The 22,495-nt window shown below is 67.9% G+C and carries 20 protein-coding genes and 4 pseudogenes; 13 read left to right on the forward strand and 11 right to left on the reverse strand.

Going from position 1 to position 22,495, the window contains the following annotated elements:
- Positions 1–791, forward strand: a pseudogene (locus GJ629_RS05660) (transcription initiation factor IIB family protein); the annotation flags it as partial.
- On the opposite strand, the gene GJ629_RS05665 reads toward GJ629_RS05660, so the two are convergent.
- The 3 genes from GJ629_RS05665 to GJ629_RS05675 are packed head-to-tail and all read right to left on the reverse strand — an operon-like array spanning position 792 to position 2,220.
- A complete protein-coding gene (locus GJ629_RS05665; RefSeq protein ID WP_157512133.1) occupies positions 792–989 on the reverse strand; it encodes a hypothetical protein in 198 nt (65 codons plus the stop codon).
- A gap of 23 nt (positions 990–1,012) precedes the next feature.
- Entirely contained in the window at positions 1,013–1,537 is a 525-nt protein-coding gene (locus GJ629_RS05670; protein ID WP_157512134.1) for a nucleoside-triphosphatase, read from the reverse strand.
- On the reverse strand, positions 1,537–2,220 hold the full coding sequence (locus GJ629_RS05675; RefSeq protein WP_157512135.1) for an SOS response-associated peptidase: 684 nt from the start codon (positions 2,218–2,220) through the stop codon (positions 1,537–1,539). The genes GJ629_RS05670 and GJ629_RS05675 overlap by 1 nt, the downstream gene beginning before the upstream one ends.
- A 134-nt stretch (positions 2,221–2,354) precedes the next feature.
- Here GJ629_RS05675 and GJ629_RS05680 point away from each other — a divergent pair, with 134 nt between their 5' ends.
- Positions 2,355–3,104 (forward strand): 2-phosphosulfolactate phosphatase, encoded by a 750-nt coding sequence (locus GJ629_RS05680; protein ID WP_157512136.1) that lies wholly within the window; start codon positions 2,355–2,357, stop codon positions 3,102–3,104.
- On the opposite strand, the gene GJ629_RS05685 is transcribed toward GJ629_RS05680, so the two are convergent.
- Together GJ629_RS05685 and GJ629_RS05690 are read right to left on the reverse strand one after the other, a co-directional pair.
- Positions 3,105–3,860, reverse strand: a complete 756-nt coding sequence (locus GJ629_RS05685; protein ID WP_157512137.1) for a class I SAM-dependent methyltransferase — start codon at positions 3,858–3,860, stop codon at positions 3,105–3,107.
- A 100-nt stretch (positions 3,861–3,960) separates the two neighbouring features.
- A complete protein-coding gene (locus GJ629_RS05690) occupies positions 3,961–4,350 on the reverse strand; it encodes a hypothetical protein (protein WP_157512138.1) in 390 nt (129 codons plus the stop codon).
- A gap of 82 nt (positions 4,351–4,432) precedes the next feature.
- Here GJ629_RS05690 and GJ629_RS05695 point away from each other — a divergent pair, with 82 nt between their 5' ends.
- Positions 4,433–5,245: an undecaprenyl-diphosphate phosphatase gene (locus GJ629_RS05695; RefSeq protein WP_157512139.1), complete on the forward strand. Its 813-nt coding sequence runs from the start codon at positions 4,433–4,435 to the stop codon at positions 5,243–5,245.
- Positions 5,246–5,514: 269 nt separating this feature from the next.
- On the forward strand, positions 5,515–6,372 hold the full coding sequence (locus GJ629_RS05700; protein WP_157512140.1) for a CheF family chemotaxis protein: 858 nt from the start codon (positions 5,515–5,517) through the stop codon (positions 6,370–6,372).
- A gap of 1 nt (position 6,373) precedes the next feature.
- Here GJ629_RS05700 and serA read toward each other — a convergent pair.
- Together serA and GJ629_RS17535 are read right to left on the reverse strand one after the other, a co-directional pair.
- Positions 6,374–7,947 (reverse strand): annotated as a pseudogene (gene serA / locus GJ629_RS05705) (phosphoglycerate dehydrogenase).
- Between the two features lie 190 nt (positions 7,948–8,137).
- Positions 8,138–8,263, reverse strand: coding sequence for a hypothetical protein (locus GJ629_RS17535; RefSeq protein ID WP_255475214.1), 126 nt, complete (start codon positions 8,261–8,263; stop codon positions 8,138–8,140).
- Between the two features lie 177 nt (positions 8,264–8,440).
- Here GJ629_RS17535 and GJ629_RS05710 point away from each other — a divergent pair, with 177 nt between their 5' ends.
- The 4 genes from GJ629_RS05710 to GJ629_RS05725 all read left to right on the forward strand — a co-directional run bounded on the left by GJ629_RS05710 (position 8,441) and on the right by GJ629_RS05725 (position 14,171).
- Complete coding sequence (locus GJ629_RS05710) at positions 8,441–9,949, forward strand: hypothetical protein (protein ID WP_157512141.1); 1,509 nt, start codon at positions 8,441–8,443, stop codon at positions 9,947–9,949.
- Positions 9,950–11,112: 1,163 nt separating this feature from the next.
- A complete protein-coding gene (locus GJ629_RS05715) occupies positions 11,113–12,423 on the forward strand; it encodes a histidine kinase N-terminal 7TM domain-containing protein (protein ID WP_157512142.1) in 1,311 nt (436 codons plus the stop codon).
- Positions 12,424–12,488: 65 nt separating this feature from the next.
- Positions 12,489–13,292, forward strand: a complete 804-nt coding sequence (locus GJ629_RS05720) for a bacterio-opsin activator domain-containing protein (protein ID WP_197428455.1) — start codon at positions 12,489–12,491, stop codon at positions 13,290–13,292.
- Positions 13,293–13,328: 36 nt separating this feature from the next.
- Positions 13,329–14,171 (forward strand): TrmB family transcriptional regulator, encoded by an 843-nt coding sequence (locus GJ629_RS05725; protein WP_157512144.1) that lies wholly within the window; start codon positions 13,329–13,331, stop codon positions 14,169–14,171.
- 4 nt (positions 14,172–14,175) lie between these two features.
- Here GJ629_RS05725 and GJ629_RS05730 read toward each other — a convergent pair whose 3' ends face one another.
- The gene (locus GJ629_RS05730; protein ID WP_157512145.1) at positions 14,176–14,856 is read right to left on the reverse strand and encodes a hypothetical protein; all 681 of its coding nucleotides are present in this window, start codon (positions 14,854–14,856) and stop codon (positions 14,176–14,178) included.
- Between GJ629_RS05730 and GJ629_RS05735 the strand changes: the two genes are divergently transcribed.
- Entirely contained in the window at positions 14,831–15,091 is a 261-nt protein-coding gene (locus GJ629_RS05735) for a hypothetical protein (RefSeq protein ID WP_157512146.1), read from the forward strand. The two genes, GJ629_RS05730 and GJ629_RS05735, sit on opposite strands and share 26 nt — an antisense overlap.
- Before the next feature lie 172 nt (positions 15,092–15,263).
- Here the strand turns inward: GJ629_RS05735 and GJ629_RS05740 are convergent, their stop codons facing one another.
- From GJ629_RS05740 to GJ629_RS05750, 3 genes and pseudogenes are all read right to left on the reverse strand, one after another.
- Positions 15,264–16,247 carry an NAD(P)-dependent oxidoreductase gene (locus tag GJ629_RS05740; RefSeq protein WP_157512150.1) on the reverse strand — a complete coding sequence of 328 codons (984 nt, stop codon included), beginning with the start codon at positions 16,245–16,247 and terminating at the stop codon, positions 15,264–15,266.
- A gap of 36 nt (positions 16,248–16,283) precedes the next feature.
- Positions 16,284–17,203: pseudogene (locus GJ629_RS05745) on the reverse strand (NAD-dependent epimerase/dehydratase family protein); the annotation flags it as partial.
- Positions 17,193–18,371 carry an NAD-dependent epimerase/dehydratase family protein gene (locus GJ629_RS05750; RefSeq protein WP_157512147.1) on the reverse strand — a complete coding sequence of 393 codons (1,179 nt, stop codon included), beginning with the start codon at positions 18,369–18,371 and terminating at the stop codon, positions 17,193–17,195. The pseudogene GJ629_RS05745 and the gene GJ629_RS05750, both read right to left, overlap by 11 nt.
- 122 nt (positions 18,372–18,493) lie before the next feature.
- Between GJ629_RS05750 and GJ629_RS05755 the strand changes: the two genes are divergently transcribed.
- From GJ629_RS05755 to GJ629_RS05770, 4 genes and pseudogenes are all read left to right on the forward strand, one after another.
- Positions 18,494–19,498, forward strand: coding sequence for a sugar phosphate nucleotidyltransferase (locus GJ629_RS05755; RefSeq protein ID WP_157512148.1), 1,005 nt, complete (start codon positions 18,494–18,496; stop codon positions 19,496–19,498).
- Positions 19,495–20,460, forward strand: a complete 966-nt coding sequence (locus GJ629_RS05760; protein ID WP_370515801.1) for an NAD-dependent epimerase/dehydratase family protein — start codon at positions 19,495–19,497, stop codon at positions 20,458–20,460. The genes GJ629_RS05755 and GJ629_RS05760 overlap by 4 nt, the downstream gene beginning before the upstream one ends.
- A 63-nt stretch (positions 20,461–20,523) precedes the next feature.
- On the forward strand, positions 20,524–21,945 hold the full coding sequence (locus GJ629_RS05765; protein WP_157512149.1) for a sugar transferase: 1,422 nt from the start codon (positions 20,524–20,526) through the stop codon (positions 21,943–21,945).
- A 33-nt stretch (positions 21,946–21,978) separates the two neighbouring features.
- A pseudogene (locus GJ629_RS05770) lies at positions 21,979–22,495 on the forward strand (glycosyltransferase family 4 protein); the annotation flags it as partial.

The raw sequence follows: 22,495 nt of genomic DNA on the forward strand, positions 1-22,495 counted from the left end.
TTCGACTCGAACGAGAAAGACCGCAAGTCCCGCGTGGGCGCGCCCTCGACGAACACGCTCCACGATAAGGGGCTCTCGACGAAGATAGACTGGCAGGACACCGACGCCAAGGGGTCGTCGCTGTCGCCGCGCAAGCGCTCCCAGATGGTGCGCCTGCGGACGTGGGACGAGCGGTTCCGCGCCCAAAGTGCCCGCGAGCGCAACCTCAAGCAGGCGCTTGGCGAGGTAGACCGGATGGCCTCGGCGCTGGCCTGCCCGAGAACGTCCGGGAGACGGCCAGCGTCATCTACCGAAAGGCGCTGTACGACGACCTGCTTCCGGGCCGCTCCATCGAGGCGATGGCCACCGGGTCGCTGTACGCCGCCGCGCGACAGGCTGGTACCCCGCGCAGTCTCGACGAGTTCGAACCAGTCAGCCGCGTCCCGCGACAGGAGTACGCCCGCGCGTACCGCTACATCGCCCGGGAACTCGGCCTCGCCATCGAACCGGCCGACCCGACGACGTACCTCCCGCGGTTCGCCAGCGACCTCGACATCCCCGACGAGGCCGAACGACGCGCCCGTGACCTCCTCAACCAGACCGCCCCGAAGGGCATCCACTCCGGGAAGTCCCCGGTCGGCCTCGCGGCCGGCGCGCTGTACGCCGGCGCGCTGTTGGTCAACGAGAAGATCACCCAACAGGAGATAGCCGAGGTGACCGAGGTCAGCGAGGTCACTATCAGGAACCGCTATCAGGAACTGCTGGACGCTTACGAGGACGCCGGCGCCAACAGCAACGCGGCCGCCGACTGATCACCGCATCGAATCGAGGTCACGGAAGTCGTCGTCGTCGGCGCTGATCCAGTAACTCGCCCGGTCGTCGTCGCTCATCCCCGGCGCGTCGAGATACAACGTCCGACGGTCACCGTCGTCGGCTACACGCACCGCTCCCTCGGTCCGATCGTTGATGCTGAACGATCCCTCCCGACGTGCGCGGTGCAGTCCGCTCATACCTGCGTATCCATCACGAATTATTATAACCGTGTCGAAACGGACCGACAGAGCCGTCCCGGAATCGCGTCCCGCGTCGCCTCCCGGACCCACTCCACGGTCACGTCCTCGCGGCGCGTGACCGCGCCGGGGACCCCCTCGCTCCCGGTCGCGACGGACGCCAAAAGCGGCGTCTCGTGGGCCAGTGCGTTCTCGACGGCGGCGACGAACGCCGCGCTGTGACACTGCATAGCTGCTATCTCGTCGACCACGAGCACGTCTGCCGAGCGACCCGCCTCGACGGCCGGAACCACCACGTCCCGTATCGTCTCTCTGTCGACACGGTACTTCCCGACCCGCGGGCCGTCCTCCCGGTCGACCGACGCCAGCCACCCCTCCTCGCCGCTGTCGAGGTCACGGCAGACGAACCCGACCCGGTCGCCGTCGCGCCGTCGCTCGCGGGTCAGGACGCCGCCGACGGCGACGCCGTCCGCGCGCAGGCACTCGACGGTTCGCTCCAGCGCCGTCGTCTTCCCACACCGTGGCGGGCCGGTCAGCAAGTGATTCATCAGAAGTCGCCGAACGTCGTCTGTTCGTCGGGATTTACTTCCTCGATGATGCTTGGGTCGTCGTTTCCGGGGTCGTTTACCCGCGTCGAGACGGGGTAAGACTCCCAGTCTTCGGTCGGTGCAGGGCCGAGCAGCGACTGGTGCGTCGCGGGGTCGGCCTCGCCCAGCCACGTCTCCCGTTCGGCCTCGTCCAGCACGACGGCCATCCGGTGGTGGAGCGGTTCGACGACGCCGTTCGGTTCGGTCGTGACGATAGTTACCGTCTCGCGCTCGCCGCCGTCGCCCTCCCAGCGCTCGTAGAGGCCGGCCATCGCGAAGGGGTCGCCGTCGGTCCGCTGGACGCGGTGGGGCTGTTTCCCCGTCGGCGTCGACGCCCACTCGTAGAAGCCGTCCGCGAGCACGAGACACCGACGCTGCTCGAACGCCTCGGCGAAGGTTGGTTTCTCGGCCACCGTCTCCGCGCGGGCGTTGATCGGATAACTGTGCTCCTCGGGGTCCTCGACCCACGACGGGAGCAGGCCCCACTCAAGCAGGTCGATGGTCTCGGGCGCGTCGTCCCGTATCACCGCGACGTCCTCCCGGGGCGCGACGTTGTACCGCGGCTCGAGTGCCTCGGCCGCCGTCGCCGAGAACTGCCGTTCCAGCTCCGACTGGGGCGTGAACAGCGACATCCGGCCACACATACCCCGGCGTACGGGCCGCCCATCCAAAGGCTGCCCGGTGGGGGCTACCCCCACGTCGGGTATGGCTATTGTTGACACACTCTGCCTCATATATAGGTTCAAGCGCTCGCCGGGCCGAACGCCGATAGAGGCCGATGTCCACCACCGACCCGCTCGCCCCGTCCCGCATCGAGTTGTGTCAGTCCCGCGCGGACCTGTCCGCGCCGTTCCACGGCGGCACCTACGTCGTCGTCGACGTGTTCTACTTCTCGACGACGGTGGTCGAGTTGCTGGCTGCCGGCGCCGACTGCGTCCACGTCCCGCTCTCGGGCAGTGACCCGGCGGCGTTCAAGCGGGTCAACCCCGAGGCGCTGGTCGGTGGCGAAGGTGACGGCCACGAACCCGACGCCCACCACGACTTCTTCAACTCCCCCAGCGACGCCCATCGGCTCTCCCTCGACGGCCGCCCCGTGAGTATGACCTCCCACAACGGCGGCGCGACGGTGGCCGACCTCCGTGCCGCCGACGCCGACGTCTACGTCGCCTCGACGACCAACGCGGCCGCCGTCGGTCGCCGCCTCCGCTCGGTCGAGGGCCCGGTCACGCTGGTCTGTGCCGGCCGGGACGGTGACGAGACGCCGGAGGACACCCTCGGCGCGCTGTTAGTCTCCCGGTACGCGACCGGTTGTCCGGTTGAGGCGGACCTGCGGGCGGCCTACGCCGAGCGACTGCGCGAGATTCGGTCACCACTCGACGAACTGCCAGAACACCGGCGACGCGATGTCACCGAATTCGTCGCCGCTATCGACAGCCGAGCGGTCGTCCCGCGGCTGGACGCAGACCGGTTGCGCGACGACGCGGAGACGACCGACCCCGTCGCGGCCCGCACGCCCGTCCGTTCGTGATCACCGGACGCGCCCGACGAGGACGGCGTGACCCACCGCGTCGAGCGCCGGCCGCGTCGCTGCCACTTGCTCGACGACGGCGTCGAGGTCGATGCCCTCCCGGGACAGCGCACGCTCGGCGACGTGTCCCAGCGGCGTCCCCACCGCGGCGAGAAACAGGTCCGCCCAGCGCCGAAAGCGAGCGACGCTCCCGGCGGTGATAGAGCGCGTCTCGATGTCGACCAGCCCCGCCCGGCGGGCGTCGGCCCGGAGTGCGGCCGTCGGCTGTGGCACGGCCATATCCCACGCGTCGGCGAAGGTGGCCAGCGCCGCCTCGCTCGCGTCGGGGTCCGTCCGGACGAGGTCCGAGACGGCGACGACTCCGCCGGGCCGGGTCACTCTGGTCAGTTCCGAGAACAGCGCCGCAGTATCAGAGACGTACTGGGCGGCGTCGACGACCACGCAGGCGTCGACGCTGTCGGTCGTGACTGGCAGCGACAGGGCGTCGCCGACGCAAAAATCCGCCGTCCGGTCCGTCTGCTCGGCGTTCCCGCGGGCCGTCCGGACGTTGTGCGGGACGAGGTCCACGCCGACGGCGTCGAAGCCGAACCGCTCGACCAACTCGACCGTCGGGCCGCCGCGGCCACAGCCTACGTCGAGCAGTGTCGCGCCGGCGCTGTACCCCAGCCGTCGCGTCACGGCGCGGCCGAGAGACCGCGCCAGCCGCAGTTGGCTGTCGCCGACGACGGTCGGTAGATACCACGGCGAGTAGCCCATATTCAGACAGCGGTCGTGTCGACGACCAACGCGAGCGCCTCCCAGACGGGGGCGGCCGACCCCGTGCCCGAGAACTGCCGTGCGATGGCCTCGCGGTCGGTCATCCCATCGTCGTCACCGAGGAGTAACAGGACTCGGCGTCACAGAACCCCGCGGAATCACAGTCTCGGGGCCGCTGGTAGTCGAGGTCCCGGTGGCGCGCGAGGAAGGTGACGTAGCCGTCGTCGACCCGGTCGAGTTTCTCGTGACAGAGCCACTTCGCGCCCCAGCGGTCGGCCCCGAGGCGGCGGTAGGGACATCGGAAGACAGTGAGTTCGCGGTCGTCGACGGTCGCGGTGTCGGTTATCTCGACGCCGACGGTCCGGTAGGCCCACCGGAGGCGGGCGACTACCTCCGGCGGCGTGTGCGCGCCGGCGAAGAGGACGAACGCCGCGACGTACCCGAACGCGTGTAGCCCCCGTTCGACGATGCCGGTCGGTTCGTCGGTCATACCCCCCGATACCAGCCCGAGGACCAAAACGTTCGGGCCGCGACCGAACGACATTTCACTCTCGCCTTCGCCTCCACGACCGATGATTTCGTGGCTCGCCGCCGCCGCTCTCGGTCTGATTCAGGGCGTTCTGGAGTGGCTGCCCGTCTCCAGCCAAGGCGCGCTCACCGTCGCGCTGACGACCCTCGGGGAGAACCCGGAGGCCTCGATCCAGTTCAGCCTCTTCCTGCACGGGGGGACCGCGCTCGCGGCCGCTGCCTTCTACCGCGAGCGCCTCGCCTCGCTGTTCGCGGACCTGCCGCTGTGGCACCCCGCGACCGCCTTCGACGCGGAGACGGCACGACTGTCCTTTCTCGGCGTCGCCACCGCGGCGAGCGTCCTCACCGGCGGCACGGCCTACCTGCTCATTTCGGACTTGGTCTCGGCGCTGTCCGGCGGCGTCGTCGTCGCGCTGGTCGGTCTCCTGTTGGTCGGGACGGGCCTGCTCCAGCGGTTCGCGGCCGACCACGCGATAGCGGCCCGCGACCGTCCCCGCCTGCTCGACGCCGTCGTCGTCGGCACGCTGCAGGGGTTCGCGGTCCTGCCCGGCGTCTCCCGCTCGGGGACGACCGTCTCCGCGCTGTTGCTTGCCGGCCACGACGGCGAGACGTCGCTGGAGCTGTCCTTTCTGCTCTCGATTCCCGCCGCGGCCGGCGCCGCGGCCGTCGTGTTCCTCAGCGAGGGCGTCCCGTCGGTTCCGCCCGGACCCGCCGCGCTCGCCGTCGCCGTCAGCGCGGCCGTCGGCTACCTCACGGTCGGTGCGCTCGTCGCCCTCGTCCGGCGCGTCGCCTTCTGGGGCATCTGTGTCGGGTTCGGTGCGCTCGCGGTGGTCGGCGGGCTGCTGGTCGTGCTCTGACCGCTATGGTGTTCAGATAAGAGTGAGAAGCGATAGAAAGCCCTCGACCAGTTCCGGTCCCGCGACTCGCTGCGCGCTTCGGCCGCAAGCGGCCTGCAGTGCTTACATCGCCGGGGTTCCCGGAACTGGCCTCGCCCTTTCAGTCCGCCAGGATTCGGTTGGTTGACCGGCAGAAATAGGCTCTTTGCTCGGTGCGTATCTGAACACTACCCTGACCGCGGTGTACAAGCATATATCCCTCCGTCACTAACCGTCCTACACGACGCGGTATGAGCGGCGACGAACAGAAACTCCTCGACGCGTCCGGTGATTACTGCTACGCCGTCAGGGACGGCGAGGAGGTACCCGAACCGTCGTGGCGTTCCTGTCGTATCCTGCTCACGAACAAGCGACTCGTGGTCGCCGCCAGCGACGAGAAACAGACGCTCCCCCACGCCAAGGTGACGATGCCGGGCGATGACGCCGCCCCCGAGGGCGTCGACACAACCGGGGCCGTCGTCCTCCGCATCGGATCGACCGTCGTCGTCGTCGCCGGCGGCGAGGACTTCACCGAGACGTACTGCCGGGCGAACCTCGGCGGCGGCGTCATCCTCGCCAAACACCCGGCCATCGTCGGCGGCGTCGTGCAGGACGACGCCGAGTGGTCGAAAGCCCGCTTCTCCGTCGACGACGACACCTTCTCGCTGCAGTTTCCCGGCGGCGAGTCGATGTCCTGTGGGCTCGACGACGTGGGCACCGTCGAGGAACGTTCCGCGACGGTGATGGGCGAACAGCGGACCGTCGTCGCCGTCGAACACGCCGACGAGGAGGGCCGCAGCGTCCAGACCCACCTCTCTGGCAACAAGCGCCACACGACGGTCCTCGCGCGGTTGTTCGAGTGGGTCATCGAACGCCGTGAGGGCGACTACGAACTGGACGACGTCGAGAGTCAGGTCCTGATGGCGCTGTATTCGGGTGTCTCGCCGTTCGAGATGGCCGACTTCGTCGGCATCTCCGTCGACGAGGTCGAGGAAATATACCAGCACTTGCTGGAGGTCGGTGCCGTCGACGAGGTCCGCACCCGGACGGAGGTAGCCCTCAACGCGCAGGGGCGGAATATGGCGAGCGAAGCGATGAGCGAGCAGTGAGTTACTGCAGGTCGATGGACGTGACCGAGACGATGCGGTCGTCGGCCAGCAACGCCTCGATGACGGCGTCGGTGATGGGGTCGTCGAGGTTGTACACTGTCAGGGCCTCGCCGTCTATCTTCTCGCGGGCGTTGGCCATGCTGGCGATGTTGACGTCGTGCTCCCCGAAGACGCGGCCGATGAAGCCGATGACGCCCGGTTCGTCGGTGTTGCGCGAGACGAGCATATGGCCGTAGGGCTCGGCGTCGACGCGGAACCCGTCTATCTCGACGATACGCGGTTCCTCGCCGGCGAACAGCGTCCCGGAGACGGTCAGGCTGTCGGCCCCGTTGCCGACGGTGATGGAGACGAGGCTCCGGTAGTCTTTGGTCTCGCGGCGGCGGCTCTCGGTCACGTCGATACCGCGGCGGTCGGCGATGCGCGAGGGGGCGTTGACGACCTGGTCCTGCCACCCGTACGGCTTGAACACGGCGGCGGTCACCAAGTCGAGGTCCTCGTCGCGATGTCGCCGGCGTAGGTAATCTCTATCTCCTCGATGCGGCCCTCGAACAGGCGCATCGCGATGGTACTGGCCGTCTCGGCGATGTCGACGTACTGGCGGATGCGCGGGTAGGCCGTCGCCTCGACGGAGGGGACGTTGATGGCGTTCTGGACCAGTTCACCCTCCAGGGCGTCGATGATCTGGCTGGCGGCGGTCACGGCGACGTTGACCTGCGCGTTGCGGGTCGTCGCGCCCAGATGCGGCGTCGTGATGATGTTCTCGACGGTCATGAACGGGTGGTCCTCGCCCGGCGGTTCCTCGCTGTAGACGTCGACGGCCGCGCCCTTGATGGCGCCCGAGTCGACGGCGTCGGCCAGCGCCGGTTCGTCGATGACGCCGCCGCGGGAGGTGTGGACGACGAACTCGCCGCCGCTGTCGGCGAACGTGTCGAGGCGGTCCTCGCCGATGAGGCCGCGGGTCTCCTCGGTGAGTCGGGCCTGCACCGAGAGCACGTCGGCGCGTTCGAGCAGTTCGTCGAACTCCAAGAGGTCGACGTCCATCTGGTCGGCGCGGTCCTCCCCGAGGTAGGGGTCGTAGGCCGCGACGTCCAGTCCGAGGTTGTCGAACCGGCGGCCGACCTCCTGGCCGAGGCGGCCGAGGCCGACGATACCGACCGTCTTGCCGCCGAGTTCGGTGCCGACGAACGCCTCGCGGTCCCACTCGCCGCCTTTGAGGCTCTCGTTGGCCTGCGGGATGTTCGTGGCGACGTTGAACGCGAGGCCGATGGTGAGTTCGGCGGCCGCGCGGACGTTCCCGCGGGGCGCGTTGGCGACGATGACGCCGTGGTCGGTGGCGGCGGGGATGTCGATGTTGTCGACGCCGATACCGGCCCGGGAGACGATACGCAGTTCCTCGGCGGCCTCGAACACCTCGCGGGTTATCTCGGTCCCGCGGATGAGCAGGCCGTTGACGTCCTCGATGACGTCGATGACGCCCTCCGTGTCGATGTCGTAGTCGGTCACCACCTCGTAGCCGGCGTCGCGTAACCGCGCGAGGCCAGCGTCGGCGATGGGATCGGTGACGAGTACCTTCATGGCTGGGAGAAGCCAACCCACGGATAAATCCCTACCGAAACGCCTGTGGCGTCGTCGGGATTCCCGTACCGAGACGGCTGTGGTGCCGTCGGTATCTCTCCCGGGACGGCTGTGATGCCGTCCGGATATCTCTCCCGGGACGGCTGTGATGCCGTCCTGCTCGCTCGTCCTCCCCGCAGAAACTGACCGCTCAGTCGTCGGCTTCGGCCTGCCGACGCTCGCTCGTCGCTTCCCACACTTCCGCACAGCCACAGCCGTCCTCGATGTCCGATAGGTGGTCGTCGGGGCGACTGTCCTCGTCGGTATTGTTACTCATCTTCTTAGTAACAGTGTTTGGTTCGGGGAGCATAAACGTTGTGGGCGGGCGCCGTCGCGCGTTCCTGTGGACGGCGACTCGTCCGTTCCGGTGGGACAGACTCTCTCGCCGTGGGCCGCCGTCACCCTACGTATCTAGAGGTCCGTTTCTTCACCCTGTCCGGCGACCGACTCATCTATGACAGGCGACAGTGGTGAGAAGGGCGACTCGACAGTGATCGACCGACGCCGCGTACTGGGACTGCTCGGTACGACCGGGGCTATCGGTCTCGCCGGATGTAACAGCGATACCGGCAGTGGCGGCGACGACGAGGACGACGAGTCGGACCCGAACGGGACGACGCCCACGGGCACCGTCGGCGGCGGGACCGGCGGCGTGGGCGCGACGACGACGGTCCAAGCGAAAGCGCTGTCGGCGCTTCCCAGCGGGTCCTGCGAGCAGTCCCCGCGAACGAGCGAGACGACGCTCGAAGCGGGGCCGCGGATCGAGTCGGACACGACGCTCGGGAGCGACGCCGACGTGATTCTCGTCGAGAGCCTCCTGACGGTCACCTCGGGGACGACGCTGACCGTCGAACCGGGGACGACGCTCGCCTTCGGAGAGGGCGCGAGCCTCCAAATCGAGGGGACGCTGTCGGCCGCGGGGTCGTGTTCCTCGCCCATCGTCCTCACTGGGACCGCCGACCGCGCGGGCTACTGGCAGGGGATACGCTTCGGCCGCAACGGCGGCGGGACTCTCGACCACGTCCTCCTCGAGAACGGCGGGACCGACAGGGTCGCGGCCGTCGACCTGCAGTCCGACGGCATCGTCTCGATGACCAACACCGAAGTCCGGGGGGCCGCCGGCGACGCCGTCGTCGTGGCCCAGTCGGGCGCGTTCGGGTCGTTCTCGGGCAACGCGCTCGCCGACAACGCGGGGGTGGCGTTCCGCGGGACCGTTCGGGCGGCGGCGGCCCTCGACGAGGCGACGGCCTACGGCGACGCCGACGACCGACCGATAGTCGTCGCCGCCTCGGAGGTGCCCGAGGGCGAGACGATCAGTGTCGGCCCGGCAGGCGTCCCCTACACCGTCGCCCCCGGTGGACTCGGCGGGATCACCGTCGCCGGGACGCTGGCGGTCGCGCCCGGGACCGCGATGGAGTTCGGCTCCGACGGCTACCTCACGGTCGCCGAGACGGGCGAACTGACGGCCGACGCCGGCGGCGGCGATCCGATCACTTTCGGCGGGACACAGGAGACGCGCGGGTTCTGGTCCGGCGTCGCCTTCGCCCGGACCGACTCGACGGCGAACGTCCTGCGGAACGTCGTCGTCCGGGACGCCGGCGCACGGGACGACGGGCAGGGGCTCCACGTCACCGGAAACACTCGTCTCACGGTCGAGGACTGTCGGTTCTCGAACAACGACGCTACGCCGTCCGGGTCCGGCAGAACGCGACGATGCCGACGTTCGACGGCAACGCCTTCGAGAACAACGCCGCACCCGTCTGGACGTCCGGACGGACCGCCCGACTCGTCGGCCCGGACAACAGTTTCACCGGGAACGACGACGGCCGGATCCACGTCCTCGCCGACGAGTTCGACGGCCACGCTATCCCCGAGGACGAGGCCCACACGTGGTCTGACCCCGGCGTCCCGCTACTCCTCGAACAGGGCCGCAGCGGCACCTTCGGCGTCTTCGGGTCGCTGACCCTGGACTCGGGGCTGACTCTCCAGATGGCGCAGAATCAGGGTGTCTACGTGACCGGCGAGATGACGACAGCTGTCGAGGAGAGCGACCTGCCGGGCGAGTACGACGTGGCGTCGCCGCCGGCGGCGTTCGTCACCTTCGAGGGCGATCAGGGGACGGCGGGCTACTGGAAGGGCATCGCCTACGACCGGACCCAGAGCACGGCCAACTCCTTGCAGTACAGCGTGATTCGCCACGCCGGCGGTGCCCGACTCCCGGCCGCGACCGAACAGCAGGTTTCGGCAGTCCAGGCGCTGCGCGGGGCGCGCCTCACACTCCGGGACGTGCTGATCGAGCAGTCGGCGGGCTACGGGCTGTTCGCGCAGGTGAACAACCGTATCGAGCCGCTGAACAGATTGCTCGTCAGGGACAGTCAGGCGCCGCTGTATCTCTACGCGAACTCCGTCGGCCGGGTCGGGACCGACGTGCGCGCCACCGGCAACGAAACCGACCAGATATTCGTCGAGTCGCCGATAGAGAACGTCAGCGAGGACATCACTTGGAGCGCGCCGGACCTCCCGTTCCGGATTCTCCCCTCGCAGGTCGACAACACGCTCGGAATCGGCTCGGCCGTCACCGTCGAGGACGGCGTCGAGATGCGGTTCGAACAGGACCTGAACCTCGTCGTCACCGAGGACGGGAGCCTCACCGTCGACGGCACCGCGGAGACGACGACCGACCCCGACACCGTCTTCCGTGGCGTGCAGGCCCAACCCGGCTACTGGCAGGGGATTCGATACTCCCGGACGGAATCGGTGGACAACGTCATCAGCGGGGCGGGCATCTACCACACCGGATCGGCCGAGTGGCCGTACTTGGCCGAGACCGAACCCAAGCGGGCGGCCGTCGCCGTCACCAGCTCCGGCGAGGCGACCGTCGAGAACTGCCACATCGCGGCGTTCGAGGGTGCGGCCTTCGCGGCGGCGTTCACCTCCAATCCGCTCCGGCAGGACTCGACAAACTCGACGCTGAACACCTCGGGCAACGTCGTGGAGTAATCACGGGGCGAACCAGTCACTGAATCTGGTCGTCAGGAGAACAGTTTTATTCTGCGACGTGTTCTCTCTCGGTATGAACTGGTGGGTGTCCAGCAGCCACGCAGCACGCGCTGCCGGTGAGCGCTGATGGCACTGGCGACGCTCCTCGTCGGCACGCTCGCGGTGTCGGCAGTCCTGACGACGGCGCTGGGGCTGTACGCGCTCCGGCACCGCGAGGAACCCGGCGCGAGCGCGTTCGTCGTCCTGATGGGCGTCCTCTCCTTTTGGGCGGTCGTCTACGCCCTCGGTCTGCTGACGCCGGACCGGTTCTGGCGTCTCGTGTTGCTCCGACTGGTCTGGTTCTCGACGGGGACAATCGAGGTGTGGCTGTTGCTGTTCGCGCTGGCGTACACCGGCCACGACGAGTTCGTCTCCCGGCGGACGGTCGCCGCACTGCTCGTCTTTCCGGCGTTCATCATCGTCGCGACGTGGACGAACTCCCTCCACGGCCTCTTCTGGGTCGAGCACAACATCGTCCACAGCGGCGGCCTCGTGCTGGTCAACCCCGTCTGGGGCCCGCTGTTCTGGGCGGAAGTCGTCTACACCTACCTGCTGGTCGCCGTCGCCGCGGCGCTTTTGATACGGCTGGTCTACCAGTCGGATTACCTCTACACCGACCAGTCGGCGCTGTTGCTGGTCGGCATCGCCACGCCGTTCGTCGCCAGCGCCGCGGACGTGTTCGTCTTCGCCGACCGGCCAGCCATCGACCCGACGCCATACGCCTTCGCGGTCACCGGCGTCGCGTTCGGCTACGCGTTGTTCCGCCGGCAACTGTTCGATCTAGTGCCGGCGACCCGGCAACTGGGCCGCAACGCGGCGATCAGCCAACTCGACGCCGGCGTCGTCATCGTCGACAACGCCAACCGCATCGTCTACTGCAACAGCGCCGCCGAGGACGTCCTCGACTGCGACGCCGCCGACGCCGTCGGCCGCGACGTGGAGTTGCTCGTCGAGCGGTCGCGGCTTGACTTCGACACCGAGGACGCCCTCGCGGAGGTCGAACGCGACGACCGGATCTACGAGGTCAGGACGTCGCCGATAACCGACCGGCGGGACCGGACCATCGGGAACACGCTGGTCGTCCACGACGTGACCGCCCGCAAGGAGCGCGAGCGCCGACTCGCCACCCAGCGCGACGAACTGGAGACGGTCAACGACCTCAACGCCGTCCTCCGCGGGGTCAATCAGGCGCTGGTCTCGGCGCTGACCCGCGAGGAGATAGCCCGGACCGTCTGCTCGCGCGTCACCGACGCGACCTCTACCGGACGGCTTGCATCGCCGATATCCCGACGTGGACCGGCGACGCCGACCGCTGGACGGTCGGCGGCGATACGGACGGTACCACACCGCCCGACGTCGACGATATCGAGGCCGCTGACGCGGCCGAGACGGCGCTGACGCCCGTCGACCCGGAGGACACCGACGGGACGTGGACGGTCGTCCCGCTGACCTACGGCCGGACGGTGTACGGCGCGTTGGGGCTGTACACCGACCGCGAGACGGTCAGCGAGCGCGAGCAGTCGATACTGGAGGAACTCGGCGCGACCATCGGCCACGCCATCAACGCCGTCGAGACCCGGCAACTCCTCTCGGCGGAGACAGTCGTCTCGCTGGAGTTGGCCTGTGCCGACGAGACCGAACCGCTGGTCGCCGCCTCCGCGGCGGTCGAGGGCGGCCTCGAACTCGAAGGGGTCGTCCCGGCCGGCGACGACGGCCCTGTCGCCTATCTGGTCGTGCCCGAGAGCGACGCCGAGGACGCCCGCGAGGCCCTCGAATCGGCGGCGACTGGCAGCGTCCCCCTCGTCCGCGAGAGCGGCCTGCTGGAGTGGCAGGTGACTGGCGACGCGATGCTCGGATCGCTGATCGACCACGGCGCGAACGTCGAGGGCGTCCGGGCCGACGGCGGCCGCACGCGCTACGAGGCCTCGGTCGCCGCCGAGTCCCGCGTCCGACCGTTGGCCGACCACCTCGACGAGCAGTTCGGGGACACGCGCGTCCTCAGCAAGCAGTCCGCGACGAGCGTCGGGGGCGACCCCGCCGAACTGCCGGCCGACCGCCTCGGGGACCTCACCGACCGCCAGCGCGAGGCCCTCGAAGCCGCCTACCGCGCGGGCTACTTCAACTGGCCGCGGGATTCCAACGCCGAGGAGGTCGCCGAAGTGCTGGACATCTCCTCGGCGACGCTGCATTCACACCTCCGGAAGGCACAGGACTCGCTTTTGACGGACATCTTCGAGGCCGCTGAGAACGACGAGTCTTCGGAGTGAGTGGCTTTATCCACCTGACTCCCTTCCTCCCTGACGATGAGCGACGACGCCGAGGAACTACTGGGGACGCTCGACCTCCGGGAGTACGAGACCCAAGCGCTGCGGGAACTACTGACGCTCGGGCGCTCGACCGCGCCGAACCTCGCGGAGGCGACCGGCATCCCGCGGGCCCGCATCTACGACGTGCTCGATACGCTCGCCGACCGCGGGTTCGTCGAGGTGATCCCCGGTCGGCCAAAGGAGTTTCAGGCCAAACACCCCGAGGCCATCCTCGACCGCGCCGTCGAGAACGAGCGCCAGTCCTACGAGAGCTTTCGGGACGAGGTGGAGTCCACCCGCGAGGCGTTCGTCTCGACGTTCGGACCGCTGTTCGAACGCGCCAGCGAGGACGTCACGCCCACGGAGGACCTCTTCCACGTCGTCGACGTCGGCGACCCCAGCGAGACCGAGACCAGAAAACAGTACAACGAGGCCGACCGCGAGGTGACCGTCCTCACCAAGAGCTTCGCCTACCTCGACTCGATCCGACCGGCCTTCGAGGACGCCCTCGAACGCGGGGTCGACGTGCGCGTCCTGATGCTCGACCCGGACCTGCTGGAGTCGGAGAACCGCGAGCGACAGGCCGAGGTCTACGAGACCCTGCAGTCGGCGTACCCCGAGGTGGACGTGCGCTTCAGCGCCGCAAAACTCCCCATCCGCGGGACGCTGGTCGACCCGAGTATGGAGTACGACTCGGGGACGGCAATCCTGCTCGTCGAGGAGGAGGACGTCCCGCTGTCGATGCGTCAGGCCGCCGTCACCGACAACCCCTCGTTCGTGGCGGGGTTGAACCGCCTGTTCGAGTTGATCTGGGAGTACGACAGCGCCGCCGACTACTGACGGATTAGACGATTTCGACGCTCGCCTCACTCGGTTCGAAGTTCACGTCCTCGACCGTCGTCTCGGGCGGGACGGTCCCGCGTTCGACGGTGGTCGTGAGGAGACACGGCATCCCCACTTGGACGGTCTGGAGGAGGTCGAACTCGCCCTGTAGCGACAGGCGCGTTCGGGTCGCTTCGGTCCCGTCTGTCAGTTCGACGGGGCGCGACTCCCTGATCGTCTCGGCGCTGAGAACGTCCTCGACGAACTCAGATAGTTGGTCCTCTATGGTCCCCTGTAACGACTCGCCGAAGCCGGCCAGTTTGAGTTGTATCGCCGTCGTGATGGCCTCGGCGGCGATGGTCACGAACTGCCCCTCGTTGTCGTCGATCCACTGGAGCGCGCCGCTCTCGGCGACGGCGGCGTCGAGGTCACGCTCCAGCCCCGACAGCGCCCGCTCGATGTCCTCGCTCGTACCCATCTCCTCGCGCTGAGTCAGGCTGCGGTACTTCTGTCGGGGGAGCCGCCCCCAGACGAACTGCGCCTCGAACGCCTGTTCGAGGCCGGGAGTCGCGCCGTCGACGGCCTCCCGAACCCGCTGTACGTCGGACCGAATCCGCTCGGCCGGCGGCCCCGTCGGCGACACCGTCTCGGCGTCGTCCGCGCCCGATTCGACGCTGATGGTGTGGGCCGTTCCCTCCGGCATCGCCGTCCAGAGGACGAACTCGCCGCCGTCCTCGGCCGTGAACGACGCCGACGGCCCGAGTCCATCGCCCGGTCGGTCCGGTCCCGAGTTCGGCCACCGTCGCGCCGGTCGCGGTGTCGAACACGGCCGCGCCGGCCGCTGGCTGTTCGCTGTCGAAGGCGACCCGGACCGACTCCTCGGCCGCGGCCTCGAAGGCGTAGGCGTGTGTCCGGTCCGGGGGTCGTGGCTCGACTGACTTCTGCAGTTTCCGTTCGCCCGACTCTGCGTCGTCCTCGCCGGCGCTGTCACCGGCGTTACATCCGGCGACCGATCCGACGCACGCGAGCGCACCGGCGCGGACGAGGACGGCTCTCCGTTCCATACCATCGACACACGTGAGATGGACAATAATTCCTTGGCCCGGTTCGCTACCGGTCCAGTTCCCGCTCGAACAGCGTCCGGATGGCGTCCTCGATGGTGTGGGTCGGCTCCCAGCCCAACTGCTCGCGAGCCTTGCTCGTGTCGACGCCGAACTCCTCGACCAGCGTCTCCTCGCCGGCACGGGGGTTCTCGACCAGTTCGATGTCGACGTCGATGCCGTACTCGGCGGCGACCGACTGGACCTGTTCGGCGACGGTCATCACGCCGGGGTCCTGGTCGCTCCCGATTGCGTAGCGCTCGACGCCCGTCTCGCCGGCCCGCAACTGCTCGTGGAGGCGTTCGGCGCTGTCGACGTACAACTGCGCGATGTCCTTGACGTGGACGTAGTTGCGGGCCTGACTCCCCGGTTCGTACACCGTCAGCGGGTCGCCCGCCGTCGCAAGTCCGAGGAAGAAGTTGATCACGGTGCCTTTCGAGACGACCTGTCCGTCGACGACGTGGTCGCCGTAGAGGTTCGACTTCATGAACAGGTGGGCCGGGAACGCGCCCTCGGCGTAGCTCTCGACGAGTCGCTCGCCGATGACCTTCGTGCGGCCGTACCAGTTCATCGGGTCCCGCGGCATGTCGGCGGTGATGGGGAACGTCCCGGGGTCGCCCAGCACGGCCATACTGTAGGGGAAGGCCATCGCCGCGCCACGCTTCCGGCAGAACCACGCGACGTTCGCGGTGCCGTCGACGTTGACGGCCTGTGCGAGGTCCGGGTTGTCCTCGCAGTCGTCGACGCCGCTGACGGCCGCCAGATGGATCACGAGGTCCGCGCCGTCCAGTGCCGCTTCGAGGCGGTCGCGCTCGCGGATGTCGACGTGCTGGACGGTCACCTCGCCGACCTGCCTGACGTCGCCGCGGTAGAAGTTGTCGAGTGCGATCAGGTCCCACTCGGGGTGAGAATCCTGCAGTTCGTGGAGGACGCGGCTCCCGATGTAGCCGCCGGCCCCCGTCACTGCGACCGTGAACGTATCGTCGTCTGTCATGTGTCTGTGGCCGTGTGGTGGCTCTCCCGGAGTCGCCGCGAGGTCACGGACTCCCTCCCGGAGCGTCCAGTTCGGTTCGAACCCGGTCTCTCCCAGTCGGTCGAAGTTGAGTGGTAGGAGGGACCGGGGTGTTCGTCTTCGAGGTACGTGATGTCGACGTCGCCGACCTCCTCGCTGACGATTTGGGCTATTTCGCTGATCCGGTAGTTGCCGTCGGTCGGACCGACGTTGTAGACGGTGTGGTCCCACGACTCGGGGTTGGTCGCGGCGTGGGCGAACGCCCGCGCGGCGTCTCTGGCGTGGATGAACGGCCGCCAGTTGCTCCCGTCGCCGTAGACAGTCAGCGGCCGGCCCGTCAGCGCCCGGAAGACGAACAGGTTCACGACGAGGTTGAACCGCACGCCCGGCGCGTAGCCGTAGTTCGTACTCATCCGCAGGGCCGTCCCGTCGAAGTCACCCGCCTCGACGTGCTCACGGAGGTCCCGTTCGGACTCGACTTTCGTCTCGGCGTATGGGTTCAGCGGGTCCATCGCCGTCGACTCGTCGATGTCCGTCTCGGTCGTCCGTCCGTAGTTGTTACACGAGGACGCGAAGACGACGTTGTCGACGCCGAGTTTCTGGGCAGCGGTGAGGACGTTCGTCGTCCCGTCGCGGTTGACCGCGAACGTCTCCTCGCGGCGGTCGTGGGTGCTCGAGGCGCCCGTGATGGCCGCGAGGTGGACGACGGTGTCGACGCCGCGCATCGCGCTCTCGACGTCGCCGTACTCCCGGACGTCGCCCCGGCGGAAGGCCACGTCTTCGCCCAGACGAGCCTCCAGCAGGTTCCGCGGCGACCCGCCCGAAAGCGAGTCCAGTACCGTCACCGCCTCGACGGCGTCGTCGTCCTGCAACAGCGGCACCAGCGCGCTCCCGATGTAGCCACACCCGCCGGTGACGAGGACGTGCTCACTCGGCATCGTCTTCGAGGACGCCCGGGAGGAAGCGGTCCTCGCGGGCCTCGATCCGCCCGGCGTACTCGGTCAGGCTCTCGAAGACGTCGCGGATACCCTCCTCGAACGTCGTCGACTGCCCGCCGATCAGGTCGGCGTAGCGGTCGTTCTCTATCTCCATCTTGTGGGTCTCGTCCTCGTCGCGCGGGTTCTCGAAGTGCTCGACGGCGACGTCCAAGTCGAACTCGTCGCCCACGTCCGCGATGGTGTTCGCCATCTCGACGATGGAGATGGCCCGCGTGACCTGATTGTAGACGACGTGGTCGGCCGGTCGCTCGTCGGGGTCGGTGACTGCGAGTCGGGCGAGCCCTTCGACGGCGTCCTCCAGCGCGACGAACGGTTTCCGCTGTTCGCCCTTGCCGTAGACGGTGACAGGGTAGCCCGCGACCGCCTGTGCGGCGAAGCGGTGGGCGACGACGCCGAAGTAGTAGTCGAAGTCAAAGCGCGTCTTGAGTCGCGGGTCCGCGCGGGTTTCGTCGACTTCGGTCCCGTAGACGATCGCAGTCCGCACGTCGCTGATGGGGATGTCGAACTGCGAGTGTGCCAGCCGCAGGTTCGCGGCGTCGTGGGATTTGGTGAGGTGATACCAGCTACCGGCCATCGCCGGGAACGGTACCTCGTCGGTCTCGCCCTGATTCTCCATCGTCGCCCCGCCCTCGGGGATGGGGAACTCCGGCGCGCCGTAGACGCCCGTCGTCGTCGTCTCGATCAGGTGGGTGTCGGTCAGGCCGTGTTCGTGCAGGCCGAACGCGAGGTTCCGCGTAGCCTGCATGTTGTTGTGCTGGGTGAAGTTCGCCCGCTCGCCGTTGATCTGGGAGTACGGCGCGGAGGGCTGGGCCGCCGCGTGGACGATGGTGTCCGGTTCGTGGACCTCCAGTAGTTGGTCGACGAACGACCGCTCTGTGAGGTCGCCCTCGACGAAGGAGAGGTTCGTCACGCCGTGGACCTCCTCGGCGGCGTCGATTCGCTCGTCGATCGAGGCGATGGGGACGGCGCTGACCGAGCCGACCTCCTCGACCCACTCCCGCCGGCCGAAGTTGTCGACGGCGATCACGCGGTCGTCCGTCATCGTTGCGATTCGCAGGGTAGTCGGCCATCCGAGGTAGCCGTCGGCGCCGGTGACGATGATCGTCATCTGTGTTACTCACGTTTTGAGTAACAGGGCATAAGCCTTTCCGTTGGCTCGGTGTCGGTAGTCGGTCGCGGCGGAACGGACGCCAACAGCCCTTAGTAGTCCGCCCGCAAGGTCTCTGACATATGAAGGCAGTCATCCCGGCGGCGGGACAGGGGACACGGCTCTACCCACAGACGTACACGAAACCGAAGCCGCTGGTCCGAATCGCCGGGAAACCGATACTCGGTCACATCCTCGACAACCTCGTCGAGAGCCGCATCGACGACGTCGTCGTCGTCGTCGGCGTGATGCGGGAGATGGTCGTCGACTACGTGACCGGGGCGTACGGCGACCGGTTCGACCTGACGTTCGTCGACCAGGAACAGACCGAGGGGCTGGGACACAGCGTCTATCAGGCCCGGTCCGCGGTCGACGGCGACAGCGTCTGTATCCTGCTCGGTGATATGCTGTTCGACAGTGGCTACGAGGCGTTTTTAGAGGCTCACGACGCGCTCGGGGAGTGCGTCGGTAGTCTCGGTGTCAAACGGGTCGAGGACCCATCGAGCTACGGTATCGTCACGCTCGACGACGCCGGTTGTGTCGTCGACCTCACCGAGAAGCCGGAAGATCCGTCGTCGAACCTCGCCATCAGCGGTATCTACTGCATCGAGAACTCTACGGGTCTGTTCGGACATCTCGAACATCTTATCGAGAACGATGTCCGCGGTGCCGGCGGGGAGTACCAGTTGACCGACGCCCTCGCCCGGATGGTCGAGTCGGGGGAGACGCTCCGGACGTTCGACGTCCAAGACTGGTACGACTGCGGCCGGCCGGCGACGTTGCTTGAGGCCAACCGGCTTCTCCTCGACCGCCGGGAACCTACGTCCGCCGACCCGGAGTCCGGCGTCGTCATCCCGCCGGTCGACATCGGGGAGGATGTCGACATCGTCAACAGCGTCGTCGGTCCGTACGTCAGCGTCGACGACCACGCAAGCATCGTCGATAGCCGAGTCAAAGGCACTATCGTCGGCGCTCGCTCGGAGGTCGTCGAGGTCAACCTCAGCGAGAGCATCGTCGGCGACGGGTCGACCGTCACCGCGACGCCGACACATCTCAACATCGGCGATTCGAGTGAGGTGGAGTTGTGACGACGGTTCTGGTGACCGGCGGTGCTGGGTTCATCGGGAGTCACCTGTGCGAGCGACTGCTTGAGGCCGGACGCTCGGTGATCTGTCTCGACAACTGTTCGAGCGGCCGCGAGCGGAACCTCGACGACGTCCGTGCGGACGAGGCGTTCACCTTCCTCCGGGCCGACGTTCGAAACGACCTGACGGCGGTCCTGCGGGACGGTTCGGTCGACCCCGACGACATCGACCGGATCTATCACCTCGCCTCGCGGGCCTCCCCCGCCGACTTCGAGGACCATCCGCTGGATATCGCCCGGACCAACAGCGAAGGGACTCAGTCCGTGCTTGAACTCGCCGCGACTGTCGACGCCCGCGTACTCTATGCGAGCACCAGCGAGGTGTACGGCGACCCGGAGGTCCACCCCCAACCGGAGTCGTACAACGGGAACGTCGACCCGCGTGGGACCCGCGCCTGTTACGACGAGGGCAAGCGCTTCGGGGAGACGATCACCTCCGTCTATCACCGCCAACACGGTGTCGACGCCCGGACCGTCCGCATCTTCAACACCTACGGGCCGCGGATGCGGGCCGACGACGGTCGCGTGATCCCGACGTTCATCACGCAGGCCCTCGACGGCGAGGACATCACTGTCTATGGCGACGGCACGCAGACGCGTTCGTTCCTCTACGTCAGTGATCTCTGCCGTGCGCTCCGCGCGGTGATGGCCGCTCCCGACCTCGGCGGCGACGTGCTGAACGTCGGATCGACCCGGGAGGTGACGATTAACTCGCTGGCGGAGACCATCCGATCGCTGATCGACACCGACAGCGAGGTCACGTACCACCCACTCCCGGACGACGACCCACAGCAGCGACGCCCCGATATCAGCCGGATACAGGTCGCAATCGGCTGGGAACCGGACGTAGCCTTCGAGGACGGTCTCCGCCGCACGATACAGTCGGTCCGCGCACAGCGGGACTGATCGTCGGACTCCTGTCGGACGCCCGCCCAGCACTTATAACGGCGGCAGCGAGTACCTATACCGATGGCAAGCGGCTGGCGGTACCGTGTGTTGAGCGTCCTCGGCGTCGTGACACTTGTCGTCGGCGCGATGGCTGCCGCGAATCAGCCGCTGGTGACCGCGGTGTTCGAACTGTCGCCGGTCGTCGGGACGCTCCCGATAGACCGCGCCGTCGGGGTGGAGTTCCTGCTCGAAGCGACCGTCGCAACACTGGTCGTCCTCGTCGCGCTGGTGCCGTTGTACAAGCCACAGCCGCGCCGGATACTCGACATCTGGACGCTCGCAGTCAAGCGGACGCTCGTGGCGCTGTTGGCGCTTGCGACCGTCGGCTACTTCGACTACACCTACCGAATCCCCCGGTCGACGCTGCTCGTGGTCGGTGGCCTCCTGCTCGTTGCGGTCCCCCTGTGGTTCGTCGCTATCCGTCGACGGCCCCAGGTAGGGGAGGAGACGACGATCGTCGTCGGCGACGACCCCGAGACGATGCAGCGCGTCTATGCGGCCCTCGACGGCCCGATATCCGGCTACGTCGCTCCGCCGTCGGTCACTATCGCCGACGAGTCGACCCGGCGGACGATGGAGGTCACCGACGGCGGCGACGCGCCACCGCTCGCCGCGTGTCCGTCGCTGGGTGGCCTCTCACGGCTCGACGAGGTGATCGTCGAACACGGGGTCGACACGGCTGTACTGGCGTTCGGACACCCTGATCGGGGTGAGTTTTTCGGCGCACTCGCTACCTGTTACGAGTACGGTGTCACCGCGCGGGTCCACCGCGACCACGCCGACGTCGTCCTCACGCCGACTATCACGAGCGGTGATCTGGTCGACATCACGCTTGAACCGTGGGACCCGCAGGACCACCTCTTCAAACGGCTGTTCGACGTCGTCTTCTCGGCGACGGCGCTGGTCGTCCTGTCACCGCTCGTCGCCGTCATCGCCCTCGCGATCAGAGTCGACGACGGCGCTCCCGTACTGTACAGTCAGGAACGGACCGCCGCCTTGGGCGAGACGTTCACCGTCTACAAGTTCCGGACGATGACTACCGGCGGCGAGGACACCGCTCCGAGTGAGGACGTGACAAACAGCCGTATCACCCGTCTCGGGGGACCGCTCCGCCGGACGCACCTCGACGAGATTCCCCAGCTGTGGTCGATTCTGACGGGGAAGATGAGCGTCGTCGGGCCGCGGGCGGCGTGGGCCCACGAGGAGCGACACCTCGAAGCGACGGCGGACAACTGGCGCAAGCGCTGGTTCGTCAAACCCGGACTGACCGGGCTGGCACAGATCAACGACGTCTCAAGCACCGATCCGAAGGAGAAGCTCCGGTACGACCTAGAGTACATCAACCGGCAGTCGTTCTGGTTCGACCTGAAGATAGTCGTCCGCCAACTGTGGCTGGTCGGATTGGACGTTGTCGCCCTCCTCCGGGGGAGCAACGACCGATAGACCTTTTGGCCGACTGTGTCCACGGTGGACTGTATGGACATCCTCCGGGTCGCACAGAAGTGCTACCCCGACGTCGTCGGTGGCGGACCCTACCACGTCCACGCGCTCAGCCGTGACCAGGCGGCGATGGGCCACGACGTGACAGTCCTCACCGTCGGCGACGGCCCCGCCACCGAGACCCGCGACGGCTACACCGTCGTCCGGTATCCGAGTCGGGGCAGTCTGCTCGGCAACGACGTGGCCCCCGGCGTCTGGCAGCACCTCCGGTCCGGGCCGTCCGTCGACGTCGTCCACGCCCACTCTCACCTCTACTTCTCGACGAACCTCGCGGCGGTAGCCCGACGTCTCGGGTCGACGCCGCTGGCGATAACGAACCACGGGCTGTACTCCCAGACGGCCCCGGAGTGGCTGTTCGACTGGTATCTCCGGACAGCCGGCCGCTGGACCTTCGATGCGGCGACGTGGTGTTCTGCTACACCGAGGCGGACGAGAGCAGACTCAGACGCCGCGGCGTGTCGGCTCCCGTCTCCGTCGTCCCGAACGGCGTCGA

The sequence above is a fragment of the Halapricum sp. CBA1109 genome, assembly GCF_009741825.1.
Taxonomy (GTDB): domain Archaea; phylum Halobacteriota; class Halobacteria; order Halobacteriales; family Haloarculaceae; genus Halapricum.